Source organism: Paraburkholderia silvatlantica (assembly GCF_003096715.1).
In the GTDB taxonomy this organism is placed as follows: Bacteria; Pseudomonadota; Gammaproteobacteria; order Burkholderiales; family Burkholderiaceae; genus Paraburkholderia; species Paraburkholderia silvatlantica.
The window spans coordinates 1-16,420 of sequence record NZ_QEOL01000032.1 but is presented as its reverse complement, the minus strand read 5'-3'; the positions used below and the strand labels follow the sequence as shown (position 1 = coordinate 16,420).

Annotated in this window: 16 protein-coding genes; 10 read left to right on the top strand and 6 right to left on the bottom strand. The window is 66.2% G+C overall.

Annotation, left to right across the window (positions count from 1 at the left end):
* Nucleotides 1-169: 169 nt before the first annotated feature.
* Genes C7411_RS32105 through C7411_RS32095 form a run of 3 tightly spaced genes read left to right on the top strand, consistent with a single transcriptional unit; the run spans nucleotide 170 to nucleotide 2,218 of the window.
* Nucleotides 170-763: a cytochrome b/b6 domain-containing protein gene (locus C7411_RS32105; protein WP_110388157.1), complete on the top strand. Its 594-nt coding sequence runs from the start codon at nucleotides 170-172 to the stop codon at nucleotides 761-763.
* A 6-nt stretch (nucleotides 764-769) separates the two neighbouring features.
* Complete coding sequence (locus C7411_RS32100) at nucleotides 770-1,555, top strand: molybdopterin-dependent oxidoreductase (protein ID WP_110388156.1); 786 nt, start codon at nucleotides 770-772, stop codon at nucleotides 1,553-1,555.
* A gap of 48 nt (nucleotides 1,556-1,603) precedes the next feature.
* Nucleotides 1,604-2,218 carry a hypothetical protein gene (locus C7411_RS32095; protein WP_110388155.1) on the top strand — a complete coding sequence of 205 codons (615 nt, stop codon included), beginning with the start codon at nucleotides 1,604-1,606 and terminating at the stop codon, nucleotides 2,216-2,218.
* A 102-nt stretch (nucleotides 2,219-2,320) separates the two neighbouring features.
* On the opposite strand, the gene C7411_RS37705 is transcribed toward C7411_RS32095, so the two are convergent.
* Together C7411_RS37705 and C7411_RS32090 are read right to left on the bottom strand one after the other, a co-directional pair.
* Nucleotides 2,321-2,467 (bottom strand): hypothetical protein, encoded by a 147-nt coding sequence (locus tag C7411_RS37705; protein WP_165822934.1) that lies wholly within the window; start codon nucleotides 2,465-2,467, stop codon nucleotides 2,321-2,323.
* A gap of 170 nt (nucleotides 2,468-2,637) precedes the next feature.
* Nucleotides 2,638-3,864, bottom strand: coding sequence for an MFS transporter (locus C7411_RS32090; protein ID WP_110388154.1), 1,227 nt, complete (start codon nucleotides 3,862-3,864; stop codon nucleotides 2,638-2,640).
* A gap of 366 nt (nucleotides 3,865-4,230) precedes the next feature.
* Here C7411_RS32090 and xdhA point away from each other — a divergent pair, with 366 nt between their 5' ends.
* From xdhA to xdhC, 3 genes are read left to right on the top strand one after another with little or no spacing between them, the layout of a single operon-like run.
* On the top strand, nucleotides 4,231-5,769 hold the full coding sequence (gene xdhA, locus C7411_RS32085; protein WP_110388153.1) for a xanthine dehydrogenase small subunit: 1,539 nt from the start codon (nucleotides 4,231-4,233) through the stop codon (nucleotides 5,767-5,769).
* A gap of 40 nt (nucleotides 5,770-5,809) precedes the next feature.
* A complete protein-coding gene (gene xdhB / locus C7411_RS32080) occupies nucleotides 5,810-8,176 on the top strand; it encodes a xanthine dehydrogenase molybdopterin binding subunit (RefSeq protein ID WP_110388152.1) in 2,367 nt (788 codons plus the stop codon).
* Nucleotides 8,173-8,775 carry a xanthine dehydrogenase accessory protein XdhC gene (gene xdhC, locus C7411_RS32075; protein ID WP_181431403.1) on the top strand — a complete coding sequence of 201 codons (603 nt, stop codon included), beginning with the start codon at nucleotides 8,173-8,175 and terminating at the stop codon, nucleotides 8,773-8,775. The genes xdhB and xdhC overlap by 4 nt, the downstream gene beginning before the upstream one ends.
* 90 nt (nucleotides 8,776-8,865) lie before the next feature.
* Here xdhC and C7411_RS32070 read toward each other — a convergent pair whose 3' ends face one another.
* The 3 genes from C7411_RS32070 to C7411_RS32060 all read right to left on the bottom strand — a co-directional run bounded on the left by C7411_RS32070 (nucleotide 8,866) and on the right by C7411_RS32060 (nucleotide 12,277).
* On the bottom strand, nucleotides 8,866-9,876 hold the full coding sequence (locus tag C7411_RS32070; RefSeq protein WP_110388150.1) for a LysR family transcriptional regulator: 1,011 nt from the start codon (nucleotides 9,874-9,876) through the stop codon (nucleotides 8,866-8,868).
* Nucleotides 9,877-10,035: 159 nt separating this feature from the next.
* Nucleotides 10,036-10,689: a 2-hydroxychromene-2-carboxylate isomerase gene (locus C7411_RS32065; RefSeq protein ID WP_110388149.1), complete on the bottom strand. Its 654-nt coding sequence runs from the start codon at nucleotides 10,687-10,689 to the stop codon at nucleotides 10,036-10,038.
* A 79-nt stretch (nucleotides 10,690-10,768) separates the two neighbouring features.
* On the bottom strand, nucleotides 10,769-12,277 hold the full coding sequence (locus tag C7411_RS32060) for a TAXI family TRAP transporter solute-binding subunit (protein WP_110388148.1): 1,509 nt from the start codon (nucleotides 12,275-12,277) through the stop codon (nucleotides 10,769-10,771).
* Between the two features lie 539 nt (nucleotides 12,278-12,816).
* Here C7411_RS32060 and C7411_RS32055 point away from each other — a divergent pair.
* Together C7411_RS32055 and C7411_RS32050 are read left to right on the top strand one after the other, a co-directional pair.
* Entirely contained in the window at nucleotides 12,817-13,167 is a 351-nt protein-coding gene (locus C7411_RS32055) for a BON domain-containing protein (protein ID WP_110388147.1), read from the top strand.
* A gap of 338 nt (nucleotides 13,168-13,505) precedes the next feature.
* Nucleotides 13,506-13,766: a hypothetical protein gene (locus tag C7411_RS32050; RefSeq protein WP_069267822.1), complete on the top strand. Its 261-nt coding sequence runs from the start codon at nucleotides 13,506-13,508 to the stop codon at nucleotides 13,764-13,766.
* A 42-nt stretch (nucleotides 13,767-13,808) separates the two neighbouring features.
* Here the strand turns inward: C7411_RS32050 and C7411_RS32045 are convergent, their stop codons facing one another.
* Nucleotides 13,809-14,597 (bottom strand): sulfite exporter TauE/SafE family protein, encoded by a 789-nt coding sequence (locus tag C7411_RS32045; RefSeq protein WP_110388146.1) that lies wholly within the window; start codon nucleotides 14,595-14,597, stop codon nucleotides 13,809-13,811.
* A 272-nt stretch (nucleotides 14,598-14,869) separates the two neighbouring features.
* On the opposite strand from C7411_RS32045, the gene rarD reads away from it, so the two are divergent.
* Nucleotides 14,870-15,757: an EamA family transporter RarD gene (gene rarD / locus C7411_RS32040; RefSeq protein ID WP_110388145.1), complete on the top strand. Its 888-nt coding sequence runs from the start codon at nucleotides 14,870-14,872 to the stop codon at nucleotides 15,755-15,757.
* Between the two features lie 184 nt (nucleotides 15,758-15,941).
* Nucleotides 15,942-16,322, top strand: a complete 381-nt coding sequence (locus C7411_RS32035; RefSeq protein ID WP_110388144.1) for a DUF5594 family protein — start codon at nucleotides 15,942-15,944, stop codon at nucleotides 16,320-16,322.
* Nucleotides 16,323-16,420 lie beyond the last annotated feature (98 nt).

Genomic DNA, 16,420 nt, shown 5'->3' with positions numbered 1-16,420 from the left:
CTGGAGTCTTCGGAAATCGATGCGTTCCGTTGGAAAACTGAAAGAAAAATATTTTCAGCAGCCGTGGAATAGGGACGTACATGCGAGGTTTACCCAGCAACAAGGAGCCGGCCACGGAACGATCGGGCCAGATCCGAGCGCAAACGGACAACTTCCACGAAGCCTGCACATGAGCCGAACGAACATTCAGCCTCTCTGGGTTCGCACGACACACTGGATCAACGCCTTGGCGGTCGTGTTGATGGTGACAAGCGGCTGGCAGATCTACGATGCCTCGCCTGTCTTTGCCGGCCTGAAATTTCCGGCGAGCATGACCCTGGGCGGCTGGCTTGGCGGCGCATTGCAGTGGCATTTCGCGTTCATGTGGCTGCTGGTCGCGAATTATCTCGTCTACGTGGTCCTCAATATCGTTTCAAGGCGCCTGTGGAGAAGGCTTCTCCCGATCCGTCCGGGTTCGCTATGCCGGGATCTCGCCGCCGCGCTGCGCGGCAAGCTGGCACACGAAGATCCGGCGCGCTACAACGCCGTTCAAAAACTGGCGTATGTCGTTGTTATCGTCGACATCGCAGTCGTGATCCTTTCGGGCCTGGCGGTCTGGAAACCGGTTCAGTTTCCCCTGTTGCGAACGCTCATGGGCGGATACGACAACGCACGGGTCGTCCACTTCTTCGCCATGAGCGTTCTCGTCGCGTTTTTCGTCGTGCACGTCGTCATGGTCGCGCTTGTGCCGCGCTCGCTGCTCCTGATGATTCGCGGACGGTAATCGAACATGCATCCTCGCAAAAAGCCACTCAATGCGTTTCTCGTTTCAAACGCGGATTCGATCATCAAGGACGCGCGCAGCGAGTTGAAGAGTCCCGCTCGCAGACTGCTCGGCAGACAGATCCTCACGCTCGGCGGCATTGCGATGCTCTCGGGTTGCGACCTCTCGAACGACAAGTCGGTGAACACCATGCTGCGCAAGATGTCGTTCTTCAATGACCGCGTGCAGGCGCTGCTGTTCGATCCGCACAGGATGGCGCCGACGTATCCGGAGTCGATGATCACGCGGCCTTTCCCTTTCAACGCGTTCTATGACATCGACGACGTACCGGAAGTCGATCCCGCGAGCTATCGGCTGCAGGTAGGAGGGCGCGCGAACGGCAAACGCACATGGACCCTCGACGAACTCCGCGCGCTGCCGCAGGAAAGCCAGATCACGCGCCATATCTGCATCGAGGGCTGGAGCGCCATTGGGCACTGGGGCGGCGTGCGTTTCTCCGATTTTCTCCGCCGTGCGGGCGCCGACACGACAGCGAAGTACGTCGCGCTCCATTGCGCCGATAACTACTGGACCAGCATCGATATGCCAACAGCGTTGCACGCGCAAACGTTGCTTACGCTGACCTATGACGGGGACGTGCTGCCGCCGAAATACGGCTTTCCGATGAAGCTGCGCATGCCGACCAAGCTCGGCTACAAGAATCCGAAGCATATCGTCGCCATCACGGTGACGAACGAGTATCCCGGCGGTTACTGGGAGAACCAGGGCTATAACTGGTTCGGCGGTTCCTGAAGTGCAATCGACTTTTTCCTCAATGCCTGTCCGTTACATGGAGCATTCATGACCATTCGACTCAAAGCTGGAGCGGCCCTTGCCGCAATGGCGCTTGCCGGCAGTGCGCTCGCGCAGACGCCTGACGCGAAGCCCGTGCGTATCCGCGGCAATATCGTTTCTCTCGATGGCGATGTTCTCAAGGTCCATCGACGCAGCGGCGATACGGTCGCGATCGACCTCGCGGCCAACGTTCCCATCTCGTCCGTCAAGTCGATGCCGCTATCCGACATCAAGCCGGGTACGTTCGTCGGCACGGCCGCGACGACCGGTACGGACGGCAAGCTGACGGCGACCGAAGTCGTGGTCTTCCCGGAGGCCGCGCGCGGTACGGGGGAGGGGCACTACGCGTGGGACCTCGGCCCCAACAGCACGATGACCAATGCGAATGTCGATACCGTCGTGCAGGGCACGGACGGCCGCAATCTGAAGCTGTCGTACAAGGGCGGCAGCAATGAGGTCACGGTGCCGCCGAATGTGCCGGTCGTCACCTTCGTGCCGGCTGCGCGCCCCGATCTGGCGCCAGGCAGGCAGGTCTTCGTGGTCGCGAAATCCGCGTCACAGGGTACGTATGCCGCGCAGCGCGTGGTGGTCGAAAAGAACGGTGTCGTTCCGCCGATGTAAGAGAACGCGTTCGGGTCGCGCAGAAGTTGCTGGGCAATCACAATTCACGCGCCGGACCAGAACGCAAAACCACTTCCCAGTCCGGCGCGCCTTGCGCGCCGCTCAATAGCCACCGCCTGAGGAATTGGTCGAACTGCTCGACGCGCCGTTGCCGCCTTGATTCATGTCGCCGCTCGCGGCAACGGATCCGGAAGCCGCGGCCATGCCGAGGCAAACGAAACACGCAAGCACCATCCTGAATCGCTTCATGATGATTTCCTCCTGGGGAAGCTCGCAGGAAGTCCCGCGCAGGGCTGTCCGGCGAGGCATTAGCCGCGCTATGACCGACGACGCCGACCTGCGGGTGCATTGCGGACGCGTCGCGCGGCTCATCGCGAACGCAGGCATCGACATAGTGACTAACGCGGCGCGCCTGCCGCTTATTCCCCGCGCGCGTTTTGCGCGCTATGTGCGCCATGCGCGCGCACGCTCTTGCGATGGAGCGATACCGAAAGCGCCACGGCGCAAGCCGCCGCGATGGCGGCGAAGAGAAACACCGACCGATAGCCGAACAGATTCGCCACATAGCCGGCGAGCGGGCCGGTAATGCCCAGCGAGAGATCGAGGAACACCGAGTAGGCCGAGAGCGCCGCGCCGCGGCTGGCGGGCGGCACGAGCCCGACCGCCTCGACGCCGAGCGCCGGGAACACGAGCGCGAAGCCAAAACCGGTGAGCGCCGCGCCCGCGAGCGCGACTTGCGGCGTGGGCGCGAGCCACAGCAGCAAGAGGCCCGCGCATTCGCACGAGAACGAGACGATGGCGACGCGAAAGCCGCCGAAGCGCTTGATGGTGTTGGCGAACAACAGGCGCGCGCCGATGAACATCAGACCGAATACCGTGAGCGTGAAAGCGGCGTTGGGCCAATGGCGCGCGGCGTAGAACAGCGTGATGAAGGTCGCGATGGAGCCGAAGCCCGCCGAGCCGAGCGCGAGGCCGATGCCATGCGGCAGCACGCGCGTGAACACGCTGCGGTACGACATGCGCTCGCCGTGCACGATCGGCACGGGCGCGATGGGGCGCGCGAGCCAGAAGCCGAGCGCGGCCAACGCGATGACCGAAATGCCAAGTATCCAGTAGCCGAGGGCGTGCGCCATCACCACGCCCAGCGGTGCGCCGATCGCGAGCGCGCCGTAGGTGGCGATGCCGTTCCAGGAGATTACCTTCGCGTTGTGCGCGGTGCCCACGCGGCCGATGCCCCAGAGGATCGCACCGGTGCCGCACAGGCTTTCGCCGCAGCCGAGCAACAGGCGGCTCACCACCAGCAGCGCGAGCGAGAGGCCCGGCCAGTGATCGACGAGCGTGCCGAGCAGCAGCAGCAGCCCGCTTGCGCCGCAGATCGTCAGGCCGATCGTCACGGTTTTCTTGGGGCCGAGCGTATCCGCCGAGCGGCCCGCGAGCGCGCGCGAGCACAGCGTGGCGATGTACTGCACGCTGATCGCGGCGCCCGCCACCACGGTGCTGAAACCGAGGTCGTTGTGCACATAGCCGGGCAGCACGGCGAGCGGAATGCCGATCGTCAGGTAGCAGAGGAAGGTGAAAAAGACGACCGGAATGATCTGCAGGGTCGTCGACGCGGCTTTGCGCGGGGGCGCCAAATCAGCGGACATGGGGGAAATGCGGATGGAAAACGGCGGGAAAGGCGTGATTCTCCCATGGAACCGGTTTTTATGCAGAAATTGAAAAGCTGTTCCGGCTGGCGGAACACGCATTTTTCTGCGCAGATATCGGCGTTCGAACGGGTAAACGGTCAGCCGAATATGTCCGATATTCGCAAATCAGCCTTGAAACCGTGCAATCGAGACACCTCGACATAAGCGCATCCGCACTGGAGCGCGCCGATTTATCGATCCGGCGATATATTCCCCATGCTCCTGCCGCTATGGGTTGCCAATATTGGCAGTGATAGTTTTCGAATCGTCCACTCGAGCGGCATACGCCTTTTGCGAGCCGCAGCCAACGACGAGCCAGAAACCATGAGCCAGCCGATCCGCTTTTACCACCGCAACGCGATTCGCGAAGTCAGCGACACGGGCGTCACCCGCACCGTTCTGCAGTACCTGCGCGAAGACGCGCGCTGCACCGGCACCAAGGAAGGCTGCGCCGAAGGCGACTGCGGCGCCTGTACGGTCGTGGTGGGCGAGCGCAACGAGGCGGGCGGCGTGAGCTTCAAGGCCGTCAACGCCTGCATCCAGTTCCTGCCGACGCTCGACGGCCGTGCACTGTTCACTGTCGAAGACCTGCGCCAGCCCGACGGCTCGCTGCACCCCGTGCAGCAGGCCATGGTCGACTGCCACGGCTCGCAGTGCGGTTTCTGCACGCCGGGCTTCGTGATGTCGATGTGGGCGCTCTACGAGAAGCATGGTCACGAGCACGCGGGCCAGTCCAATCACGCTTGTGGCGCCAGGGGCGCGTGCAGCGTGCCTTCGCGCGACGAGATCGCCAACGCGCTCACGGGCAACCTGTGCCGCTGCACGGGCTACCGGCCGATCCTCGACGCCGCCGAGCAGATGTTCCAGTCCGGCGCGCCGAAGCAGCCAATCGACGTGAAGGCGCTCGCGCAGACGCTCGCCACGCTTGAGCGCGAGGACACCTTCCACTACGAGAGCGGCGGCCAGCAGTACGACGCGCCGCGCACCGTCGAAGCGCTCGCCGCGATCAAGGCCGCGCGCCCCGACACGCGTATTCTCGCGGGCAGCACCGACATCGGCCTGTGGGTCACGAAGCAGATGCGCGAACTCGGCGACATCGTCTACGTGGGGCAGGTCGACGCGATGCGCCGCATCGACGTGAGCGACGCATGGATCGAGATCGGCGCGGGCGTGAGTGTCGAGCGTGGTTACGCGGAACTCGCCAGGCACTATCCGGAACTCGAAGAGATGTGGCAGCGCTTCGCCTCGCTGCCCATCCGCAACGCGGGGACGATCGGCGGCAACGTCGCAAACGGTTCGCCCATCGGCGACTCGATGCCGGGGCTCATCGCGCTGGGCGCGCGCGTGGTGCTGCGCGGCGGCGACGTCGAGCGCGACATGCCGCTCGAAGACCTCTACCTCGCTTATCAGAAGAAGGACATGGCCGGGCACGAGTTCGTGCTCGCGCTCAAGGTGCCCACGCGCACCGGCGTGCGCGCGAACCTGCGCTTTCGCACCTACAAGATCTCGAAGCGCTTCGACTCGGACATCTCGGCCGTGTGCGCCGCCTTCGCCTATATCGCTGATGGCGACGTGATCCGCGAGCCGCGCATTGCCTTTGGCGGCATGGCGGCCACACCGAAGCGCGCGACCCACGCGGAAGGCGTGCTCGCCGGCGCGCAATGGCACGAAGCCACGGCGCAGGCCGCGATGATCGCGCTCGGCAACGACTACGCGCCGCTGTCCGACATGCGCGCGACGAGCGACTACCGCCTCGAGGCCGCGAAGAACACGCTGTACCGCTTCTGGCTCGAAACGCGTCCGCACAATCCGCTTGCGCCGCAAGCGCTCAATGTGCGCAACGTCGCGGCAGAAACGGCTTGAGACATTCAGGAACCGGAAAAGACATACGGAGAACGAAACAATGAACCAGCAAGCCGAACCGTTCCTGGACGAACTCAAGGCTCGCGAGCCCTTCGCGCAGGTGCACGTCTCGCGCCCGCACGAGTCCGCGCATCTGCACGTGAGCGGCCGCGCCACCTATACCGACGACATTCCGGTCGTGGCCGGCACGCTGCAAGCCGCGCTCGGGCTGTCGCAGAAGCCGCACGCCCGCATCGTTTCGATGAACCTCGCAAAAGTGCGCGCGACGCCCGGTGTCGTGGCCGTGCTCACGGCCGAGGACATTCCCGGCGTGAACGACTGCGGCCCGATCGTCCATGACGATCCGGTGCTTGCCGACGGCGTCGTGCAGTACGTGGGCCAGCCCATGTTCATCGTCGTGGCGACGTCGCACGACACGGCGCGCCTTGCCGCCCGCCGCGCCGAGGTGCAGTACGAAGAATTGCCCGCCGTGCTCACGGCGCAGCAGGCGCGCGCCGCGCAGCAGTCGGTGCTGCCGCCGATGAAGCTTGCGCGCGGCGAGGCGTCCACGCGAGCCGCGCGCGCCGCGCATCGCCATGAAGGCGAGATGCTGCTGGGCGGCCAGGAACAGTTCTACCTCGAAGGCCAGATTGCCTATGCGGTGCCGAAGGACGACGACGGCATGCACGTGTGGTGCTCCACGCAGCACCCGAGCGAAATGCAGCACCTCGTCGCGCACGTGCTGGGCGTCGCCTCGCACAACGTGCTCGTGGAGTGCCGCCGCATGGGCGGCGGCTTCGGCGGCAAGGAATCGCAGTCGGGCCTCTTTGCCTGCTGCGCAGCGCTCGCCGCGTGGAAGCTGCTGTGCCCCGTGAAGCTGCGCCCCGACCGCGACGACGACATGATGGTCACGGGCAAGCGGCACGATTTCCACTACACGTACGAAGTGGGCTACGACGACCAGGGCACGATCGAAGGCGTGTCGGTCGACATGACCTCGCGCTGCGGCTTTTCCGCGGACCTTTCCGGCCCGGTGATGACGCGCGCCGTTTGCCACTTCGACAACGCCTACTGGCTGCCCGACGTGTCGATCGCCGGCTTCTGCGGCAAGACCAACACGCAGTCGAACACGGCGTTTCGCGGCTTCGGCGGCCCGCAGGGCGCGTTCGCGATCGAATACATCATGGACGACGTGGCGCGCACGCTCGGCCTCGATTCGCTCGACGTGCGCCGCCGCAATCTCTACGGCAAGACGCAGAACAACGAGACGCCCTATGGCCAGATCGTGGAAGACAACGTCATTCACGAGCTGATCGACGAGCTGGTGCAAACGAGCGGTTATCGCGCGCGGCGCGCCGCGATTCGCGAATTCAACGCGAACAACGCCGTGCTCAGGAAGGGCATCGCGCTTACGCCGGTCAAGTTCGGCATTGCGTTCAACGTCACGCATTTCAACCAGGCGGGCGCGCTCGTCCACATCTACACCGACGGCTCGGTGCTCGTGAACCACGGCGGCACCGAAATGGGCCAGGGCCTGAACACGAAGGTTGCGCAGGTGGTCGCGCACGAACTGGGCATCGAGTTCGGCCGCGTGCGCGTGAGCGCCACGGACACGAGCAAGGTCGCGAACACGTCCGCCACCGCGGCCTCGACCGGCACCGACCTGAACGGCAAGGCGGCGCAGGACGCCGCACGCCAGCTGCGCGAGCGTCTCGCCGCGCTCGCAGCGGCGACGTACGGCAAGGGCGAAGTCAGCGCCGCCGACGTGCGCTTTGCCAACGACTCCGTGATCGTGGGCGAGACGATCGTGCCGTTCGAAACGGTGGTTTCGAAGGCCTATCTCGCGCGCGTCCAGCTCTGGTCCGACGGTTTCTACACCACGCCCAAGCTGTACTGGGATCAGGCGACGCTGCGCGGGCGGCCGTTCTACTATTACTCATATGGCGCGGCGGTCTCGGAAGTCGTGATCGACACGCTTACGGGCGAAATGCGCGTGCTGCGCGCCGATGCGCTGCACGACGTGGGCGCATCGCTGAACCCGGCGCTCGACGTGGGGCAGGTGGAAGGCGGCTTCATTCAGGGCATGGGCTGGCTCACCACGGAAGAGCTGTGGTGGAAGCCGGACGGCACGCTCATGACGCATGCGCCGTCCACCTACAAGATTCCGACCGTGAACGACACGCCCGCCGAATTCAACGTGCGGCTCTTCGAGAACCGCAACGCGGAGGACAGCATCCATCGCTCGAAGGCCGTGGGCGAGCCGCCGCTGTTGCTGCCGTTCTCGGTGTTCTTCGCGATTCGCGACGCCGTGGCGAGCGTGGCCGACTACCGTTTCAATCCGCCGATGAATGCGCCCGCTACCGCCGAGGAAATCCTCAAGGGCGTGCGCGCGGTGCGGGCGATGGCGCGCGCGGGGGCTGCGAAATGAATCGACGTCCTGACCATTACATGCGTGTCGACGCGCATCTGGACAATGCGGGGCGCGTGATCGTCGGCCGCCGCAGCACGCCGGTGCCGCACTACGGGCCGATGCATATCGTCCTGTTCGGCGCGGGCCACGTGGGGCACGCGCTCGTCACGCTGCTCGGCATGCTGCCGTGCGTCGTGCAGTGGGTGGACGAGCGCGACGAGCTGTTCCCCGACGAGGTGCCGGCCAACGTGCAGATCGAGGCGACGGACACGCCGGCGGCCATCGTCGATGAAGCGCCGGCGGACGCGTACTTCCTCGTGATGACGCACAATCACGCGCTCGACTTCGAGCTGACCGAGCGCATCATGCGGCGGCGCGATTTCGCGTGGTTCGGCCTCATCGGCTCGAAAACGAAGCGCGTGAAGTTCGAGCGGCGGCTCATGGAGCGCGGCGTGGAGGCCGGGCGCATGGACGAGATGACGTGCCCGATCGGCGTGGCCGGGATCGTCGACAAGGCGCCTTCGTCGATTGCGGTCGCGGTCGCCGCGCAACTCATGCAGATGCGGGTGGCACAGCGCCCGGCGGTAGTGAAAACGGCCGCGCTCGAGCGCGCCTGATTGCATGGGCTGCACTAGGCGAAACGGGCGCCTCGGTGATGAGGGCGCCCGTTTGCGTTGGCTCAGGCAGCTTTGTTCAGGCTGCTTCGTTCACGCAGCTTCGAGCGGCGGCGTGGGCGCCGCTTCGCCGCTCGCGCTCGCGGCCTTCCTCGCCCCGGCGCGCTTCGTGCCGCGCCCGGCGGTCAACGATCCCGACACCGCTTCGATCAACCCGCGCATCCATCCCACATCGCTGGGTCTGTCCGGCTGCGGATGCCACATCTGATAGCAGTGAATGCGCGGAAACGCGAACGGCGTCTCGACGACGGCAAGGGGCATGAGCTTCGCGTAGTGCTGCGCGAAGCGCCGTGTCGTCGTGAAGATCAGGTCCGACTGCAGCAGGACCTGCGGCACGAGCCCGAAGTAGGGCAGCGTCGCGACGATGCGGCGCCCGGCCTTCGCCTTCGCAAACCCCAGATCGATCGCACTGGCATGCGAGCCCGTGTAGGGCGTGGGCGCAAGGTGGGGCGCGGCGAGATACGCCTCGCGCGTGAGTTCGCGGCGCGCGAGCGGATGATCCGCGCGCATCATGCAGACGACCGTGTCGGAGAACAGGTCGCTGCGCGCGAAACGCGCCTCTGGCTTCGGCCAGTTGCCGATCACGATGTCGAGCTCGCCGGCGTCCAGCGCGCCGTGATGGTCGAGCGTGGGCGAGAGCGAGAGGATTTCCAGCCGCGCCGCCGGCGCTGCTTCGCGAAAGCGCGCGATCAGCGTCGGCATGAAAAAGTCGTTGAGGTAGTCGGGGGCGGCGAGGCGAAACGTGCGCTTCGAGCGCTCGGGGTCGAAGTCGCCGTGCGGCGTGGCCACGAACTCCACGTCGCGCAGCACGCGCTGCGCGTGCTGCAACAGCGACTCGCCATACTCGGTCGGCACCATGCCGGCCTTGCCGCGCACGAGGATCGGATCGCCCAGGATCTCGCGCAGCCGGCGCAGCGCCGTGCTGATGGCGGGCTGGGTCTGGTTCAGGCGCAGCGCGGCCTGCGTGACGCTGCGCTCGACCAGCAGCGTGCGCAATACGCGCACCAGCCAGATGTCGAGGGTGAGGGCGTGATCGTCGTCCATGGGGTGTGGCGGGCAAGGGCGCGTGCGCGACGACGCACAGCGTTGCGCGCACGCATTCAGCCATAACCATATGCCTGCTCGCGCGCCGCCGCCATAGGGCGCACGGCATGACCGGCATCAGAAGACTGCGCGCCGGATGGTTCTGCGGCGCGCTGCCCGTCACCCGGCAACCGGCTTCGCGAGCCCGGAAGGCAGCGCGCTGATGCGCTTGACCTCGCGCGAGTCGAGCCAGTTCGGGCTGCGCGCGCAGTAGAGCACCATCGGCAAGGCGTCCTCGCCCCAGAAGAGCTGCTGGTTCATCCAGAACGTCGGCACGCCGAACACGCCCATGGCGATCGCGTCGTTGGTGTTGCGGCGCAACTGCGCGCGCACGACTTCTTCCTCGACCAGCGACTCGCCGTGGGGAATGCCCACGCGCTCGCAAAGCTGCTCGAAGCCCTCGTCGCTCGACGGATCGCGCCCCTCGCGCCAGATGAAGCGGAAGATCTCACGCACGCACGCGAAGTCGCCGCCCGCCGCGATGGCGAGCAGCATCGGCCTGATCGAGTCGAACGGGTGAGCGGGCGGCATCTTGAACGGAATGCCGAGTTGCTCGGCGCGAAAGAGCGCGTGCCGGTACGTGAAGACGCGCTTGGCCGGTATCGCGGCGCTCTGCGGCTGGCCCCAATGGCGATATAGCTCGGACAGCAGCACGGGCGTCGGCACGAAGTCGAAGCCGGGCCACTTGTCGTGCTGTTCCAGCAACAGATACGAAAACGGCGACACGAAATCGTAGAACCAGGCTGGCTTGCTGGCGTCGATGCCGTCGATCATGCTGTTCCTCCGCTCCAGGGCGATATCCGGGCCATTGCCTGCATGGCCCATTGTTCGGTTCAAGATGCGTGCAGCTGCGCTAATGCGTGCGCTCGCCTGTTTCATTGCTGCCGCTTTCGTTTGCATGGCTCGCCTCTGTACCTGCCGTACCCGCTGTGCCTGCGTCGTTGCTCCCGCCTTGCGGCGCCTTAGCATTGCCGGCGCTTGCTTCTGCCTGCTCCCCTTCGGCACCAACGTCTGCGTCCGGCGCTTCGCGCGTCCCGCTAAGCCGTGCGCGCACGAAGCCGATATGCTCGCGCAGCACGTAGAACTGTTCCGCATAAGCTAGCGGCATTTTCATGCCGTTTACCGATTCCTCGATCTTGTCGAGCTGGCGGATCAGCGCGCGGCGCTCGGTGGGCGAGTTGTCGGCCATCGCGGCGCGCTCGAGTGCGATGAGCGAGCCGTACCAGCGGTAGATGCGTGATTTTACCCGCCAGGCGTAAAGCGAAGGCACGATCCGCAGGCCCGGAATCAGCACGACGATGATCGGCACGAGCAGCACCACGAGCCGGTCGGCGAGGCTCGCCACCCAGAAGGGCAGCACGCGGTAGAGGAAGCTCTTGCCCGACTTGTAGTAGCGCGCGGCGTCGGCGCTGATCGGGAAGTCCTGGGCGCGCGGCGCCGGGAATTCGCCGGCGCGCTGCAGCAGCGTGGAGCGGCCGTGCACTTCCTTGGCCGCTTCGATCAGGAGGTCGGAGAGCGCGGGATGCAGCGAGTCGCGCGCGACTAGCTCGGCCGTGGGCGCAATGAAATGCAGGGGCGCTGCCGGCAGGTTGCGCCCGAAGTCGAACGCGCCCATCGGGATCGTGATGGCCGTGAGGTAAGGAAAGCGGCGCGCGTAGGCGTCGGCCTGGACGAAGTCGAAGAAGCGTATGCCCGGCATGCGCGAGAGGCGGCCCATGACGGGCGGCTGCGCGGAGTCGCCCGCGAGAATGGCGACGTCGATCTTGCCTGCCACGAGTTCGCGCGCGGCGTCCTCGCCGGAAAGCGGCAGGAGCTTCGTCGCGCCGCCGGGCTCGATACCGTTCGCCTTGAGCAGCGTGAGCGCAAGTTCGCGCGTGCCGCTGCCCTCGGCGCCGATGGCGATGCGCTGGCCTTCGAACTGCGAGAGGCGGCTCGCGACGGGGCCGTGATAGAACACGACGAGCGGCACGTACGCCACGCTGCCGAGCGAGACGAGGCCGCCCGGCACCTTGCTCGCGAGGCCGTCCTGCACGAAAGCGACGTCGACGTTCGACTTCGGGTCGGCGAGACGCTGCAGGTTCTGCGCCGAGCCCTCCGATTCGAGCACGTTCAGCGTGATGTTGTTGCGCGCGAGGATGGCCTTGTACTTTTCCGCGGCGTTCCAGAAGGTGCTGCCCCTGGGGCCCGCGCTCATGGTGAGCGTGCTGGGCGGCGCGGGCTGGATGAGGCGCACCGCGAGCCAGATGGCCGCCGCGCTCACGAGCAGGATGGGACCGAACGTGACGGCCAGGTCGCGCCACGAGATCGCCACGAAGCGCGCGACGAGACGGGGAGGAGGTTTGCGGCCGGTGCGGGACTTCATCGGGGTGGGGCGGGCCTCGGATAGTTCGGATCGTTCGGGGAGTGCGGGGCGGGTCCGCGCCGGGCCCGCCCTGGCGCCGGGTTGGACCAGGCGCCAGGGCGGGCTCTGTGGGGCCGATGGTACATGAGAATCGGCGTTGCGGCGGCATGCCCGCGGCCTCGCGGACACCTTGAGCGCATGCCGTATGCGTCTACGCTAAACTCTTTGCGCTTGCGCCACAGCCAGGCTAAATTGTGATTCGCCTGCTGCGCTTTGCAAGGCGCATCACAACAGCAAACAGGCACAGACCTGTCCGGGCGGACCTGACAAGCAACGTAATTCGAAGCTACGTAATTCGACGTCCTTTCATCCTTGCCTCTCGCATCGCGTCCAGACGCTGGCCGTGTACGCGCGCATTGCGCGCCGTGCGCGGCCATCGGTAGTGGTAACAAAGCCGTCAGGCCGTAGCCGACGGGCGGCCTTCGAGCCGTCCGCCAGCAAGGCAGGCGGTCCTATTCCAGACAACAACCCGCAACAACGCGAAGACACAAGGAGAAAACATGAAATCGGTCGCTATTCTGAAGACGCTGGGCGCGGCACTGTGCCTGTCGGTGGCTTGCAGCGCGTCGTACGCGCAGGACAACTCGGCGAGCGCACCCGCGGCTGCGATGGCTGCTCCGGCGACGTCGGCCAAGAAGGCCGACCGCAAGCTGGGCTACACGGTGCGCAAGGCGCTTTCGAAGGCCCAGGGCGTCGACGTTTCGAACATCACCGTGCGCTCGCATGGAGGCGCAGTGACGCTGACCGGCACGGTGCCTGACGAGGGTCAGATCGATAAGGCTGGCGAAGTTGCGAAGGGCGTATCTGGCGTGACGTCGGTGACGAACAAGCTGACGGTCATGCAGCAATAAGTGCCGCAATAAGCGCTGCGATGCGTCCCGCAAACGGGACGCCTGCGGCCACGCATCACCAGAAAGCCCGGCTTTCCCAGGCCGGGCTTTTCTTATGCGCCTACGCCTGGCAGACGTACGGTTAATGTACATTGGACGCGGGTTGCCGCTCGATGCCGTCAGCTTGTGCGCGTAGTGCACCAACCCGCCCAGCCGGCATGCGATTTCGTCATGTTGCACTGCGGCCGCCAAAGTGTAGCTTGACACACAGTCTTCCCGCAGTTGGGGGTATACCGTGGATATCGCGCGTCTTTCCCGAGGTCGAGCGCGGCCTCATCGCTGGAAAGCAGGAAATCGCCATGACCATTCATACGTACACCGACTTGCCGCTCGTCGACCGGGCGGCCTTCGAGCTGGCCTGTGCGCGGCACGGCTTTGCGCCCATGCAGTTCGACATTCGCGGCGAAGCCGATCCCAACGACCCGGAGCACGGCGACATGCTGATCGTACGGCGCGGCGCCTGGGCGCAGGCTTACCGCATCGACGCCCGCGGCCAATGGCTGCGCCAGTTCGAGGTCGATCTCAACGGTCGATTTTTCCGCCAGGCGCCCCACGCCTGAGTGCCTGCGCCGCGCGCGGGATGCAGGCGACGTGCGCCGCGTTCAGGAGAGCACGAGCCGTACGCCCACGAGCGTGAGCGTCGCGGCGAGCAGCACGCGCAGCAGCTTTTCCGGCGCCTTCGACGAAAGCAGGCTGCCGATCGCGATGCCAGGCAGCGAGCCGCACAGGAGCGACAGCAGCATGTGCCAGTCGATCGAGCCGAGCAGCCAGTGGCCCGCGCCCGCGAGGAGCGTGAGCGGCACGGCGTGCGCGACATCGGAGCCGACGATGCGCACCGTGGGCAGCGCCGGGTAAAGCAGCAGCAATACGGTCACGCCGATCGCGCCCGCGCCCACCGAGGTGAGCGAGACGAGCGCGCCGAGCACCGCGCCCGTGAGGATCGTGAAAAAGAGCGTGCGCGCTTCGCCCGGCGCGTGGCGGTGGCGCGAGGCGAACGCCGCGAGCTGCGGTCGGAAGATGAGCGCGACGGCCGTAATGAGCAGCGCCGCGCCCAGCACGGCCTGGATCAGATGCCCGGCGCGCGGCGTGTCCATGCCGTAGCGGTGCAGCAGGATCAGCGTGATCGTCGCCGCGGGCACGCTGCCGGCCGCGAGCCGCAGTGTCACGCGCCAGTCCACCGAACCCTTGAGCCCGTGCACGAGCGTGCCCGCGGATTTGGTCGCGGCTGCGTAGAGCAGGTCGGTGCCGACCGCCGTCGCGGGGTGGACGTTAAAGAGCAGGACGAGGATCGGCGTCATCAGCGAGCCGCCACCCACGCCGGTCAGGCCGACCAGAAATCCGACGAACAGGCCGGAGAGCGAATACAGCAGATCGATATGGGGGAAGGACATCGCGCGCGAAGAGGCCGGTTCAGGGGGCTACGCCATCGCCCGACGCGTCGAGAACAGCGCGCGCCGTAAGCGGCGCGTCAGGCTGGACAACGGCCAGGGCTGGCGGCGAAAATCCGCTATTGTCGCAAAACCGGCGGCCTGGCGCAGGGTGAAGCGAAATCGGGCGCGTTCCGCCTGGCTTTCAATTACCTTCGCATGAGCCCCGGTCTCTCTCGCCGGCACGCGCCGAACAGCGCCGCACAGGACTGGCGCCGCCACAATCAGAATCGAACATGAATCCCGGCATCCTCTACGCGTTCGCTGCATTCGTTCTCTGGGGGCTCTTCCCCGTCTACTTCAAGACACTGCACCAGATCCCCGCGCTCGAAATGCTCGCGCACCGCATGGCGTGGTCGCTCGTGTTCGTGGTCGCCGTGCTCGTCGTGCGCCGCCACTGGCGCTGGCTTGGGCCCACGCTGCGCGAGCGCCGCCTGCTCGGGCGCTTCGTGGCGAGCGCCGTGCTGCTCTCGGCCAACTGGGGCATCTATATCTGGGCCGTCAATGCCGGGCACATCGTCGAGGCGAGCCTCGGCTACTTCATCAATCCGCTCATCAACGTGCTGTTCGGCTATGCGTTCCTGCGCGAGCGCCTGCGTGCGCTGCAGTGGGCGGCCGTGGCGCTGGCCGCCGCGGGCGTCGTGTGGCTCACCTGGCAGAACGGCGCGCCGCCCTGGATCAGCCTCGCGCTCGCCGTGACCTTCGGCGGCTACGGGCTCCTGCGCAAGACTGCGCAGCTCGGTGCGCTCGAGGGCCTCGCGCTCGAAACCGTGCTGCTCTTTCCCGTGGCGATCGTTTATCTGACGATCGTGGGCCTCGCGGGGGCTAGCCACTTCACGCATGCCTCGCGCGGGCTGCAGCTGCTGCTCGCGGCCTCCGGCCCGATCACGGCGGTTCCGCTGCTCCTCTTCGGCGCGGCTGCGCGGCGCATTCCGCTGTCGATGCTCGGCCTGATCCAGTACGTCACGCCCACGCTGCAGCTGCTCACCGGCGTGCTCATCTACGGGGAGCCGTTCGGCGCGGTGCAGGCCGTTGGTTACGGCGCGATCTGGGTCGCGCTCGGCCTGTATTCGCTCGAAGGCGTGCGCAGCCTCGTGGCCGCGCGCGAGCGCCGCGCGGCGTGAGGGGGCTTGAGCGGCGGTGCGCTGCCGGGCATTGGCTGACCTGCCGGCGGCGCGGTAGGATGCCGGGAGGACGTGCTGCACGGTTGCGGCGAATCGCGTGCCGGTTGCGCGATGCAGCCGCGTGAATCAGCCGCGGCCCGCAGTGCCTTAACGTTCAGTCAGTTCTCCGTGGAGTGTTCCGCGCATGAGTATCGAAGCCGTTCGCCGGTTCGAGGAAGAATTCGCACCACGCATCGCGGCGAAGCTGGCGAAACAATTCGGTCCCTCGGTGCACGTCGATGTCGTGCCCAGCGCCGGGCATGGCCATCCCACGCGCGTGCGGCTGCGGGGCGTCGCGAACGGGCACTGGCATCCGTATGTCTATCCGCTGAACGTCGCGCTGACCTGGGACACCGAGGAGATCGAGCGCCTCATGGAGCCCGGCGGCGAAGCGCGCTTCGAGCACTACCTCGAAGCGACCGGGCGCAAGCTCGCGTCATGGGAGTCGGCGCGCTCCGTCGATTTCGCTTCACGCACGCAAGGCGAGCCGGAGGTGCTGCTAGGCGGGCTCGATTTCGAGGGCTAAGCGCCAGCCCTTTCAAGGTCTTGATCAAGATGTCCCGCCTTTAGCGCGTTTAAGCAGGCGAGCGGTACTGTGATGGGCACGGGCTACCGCGCCTTCGA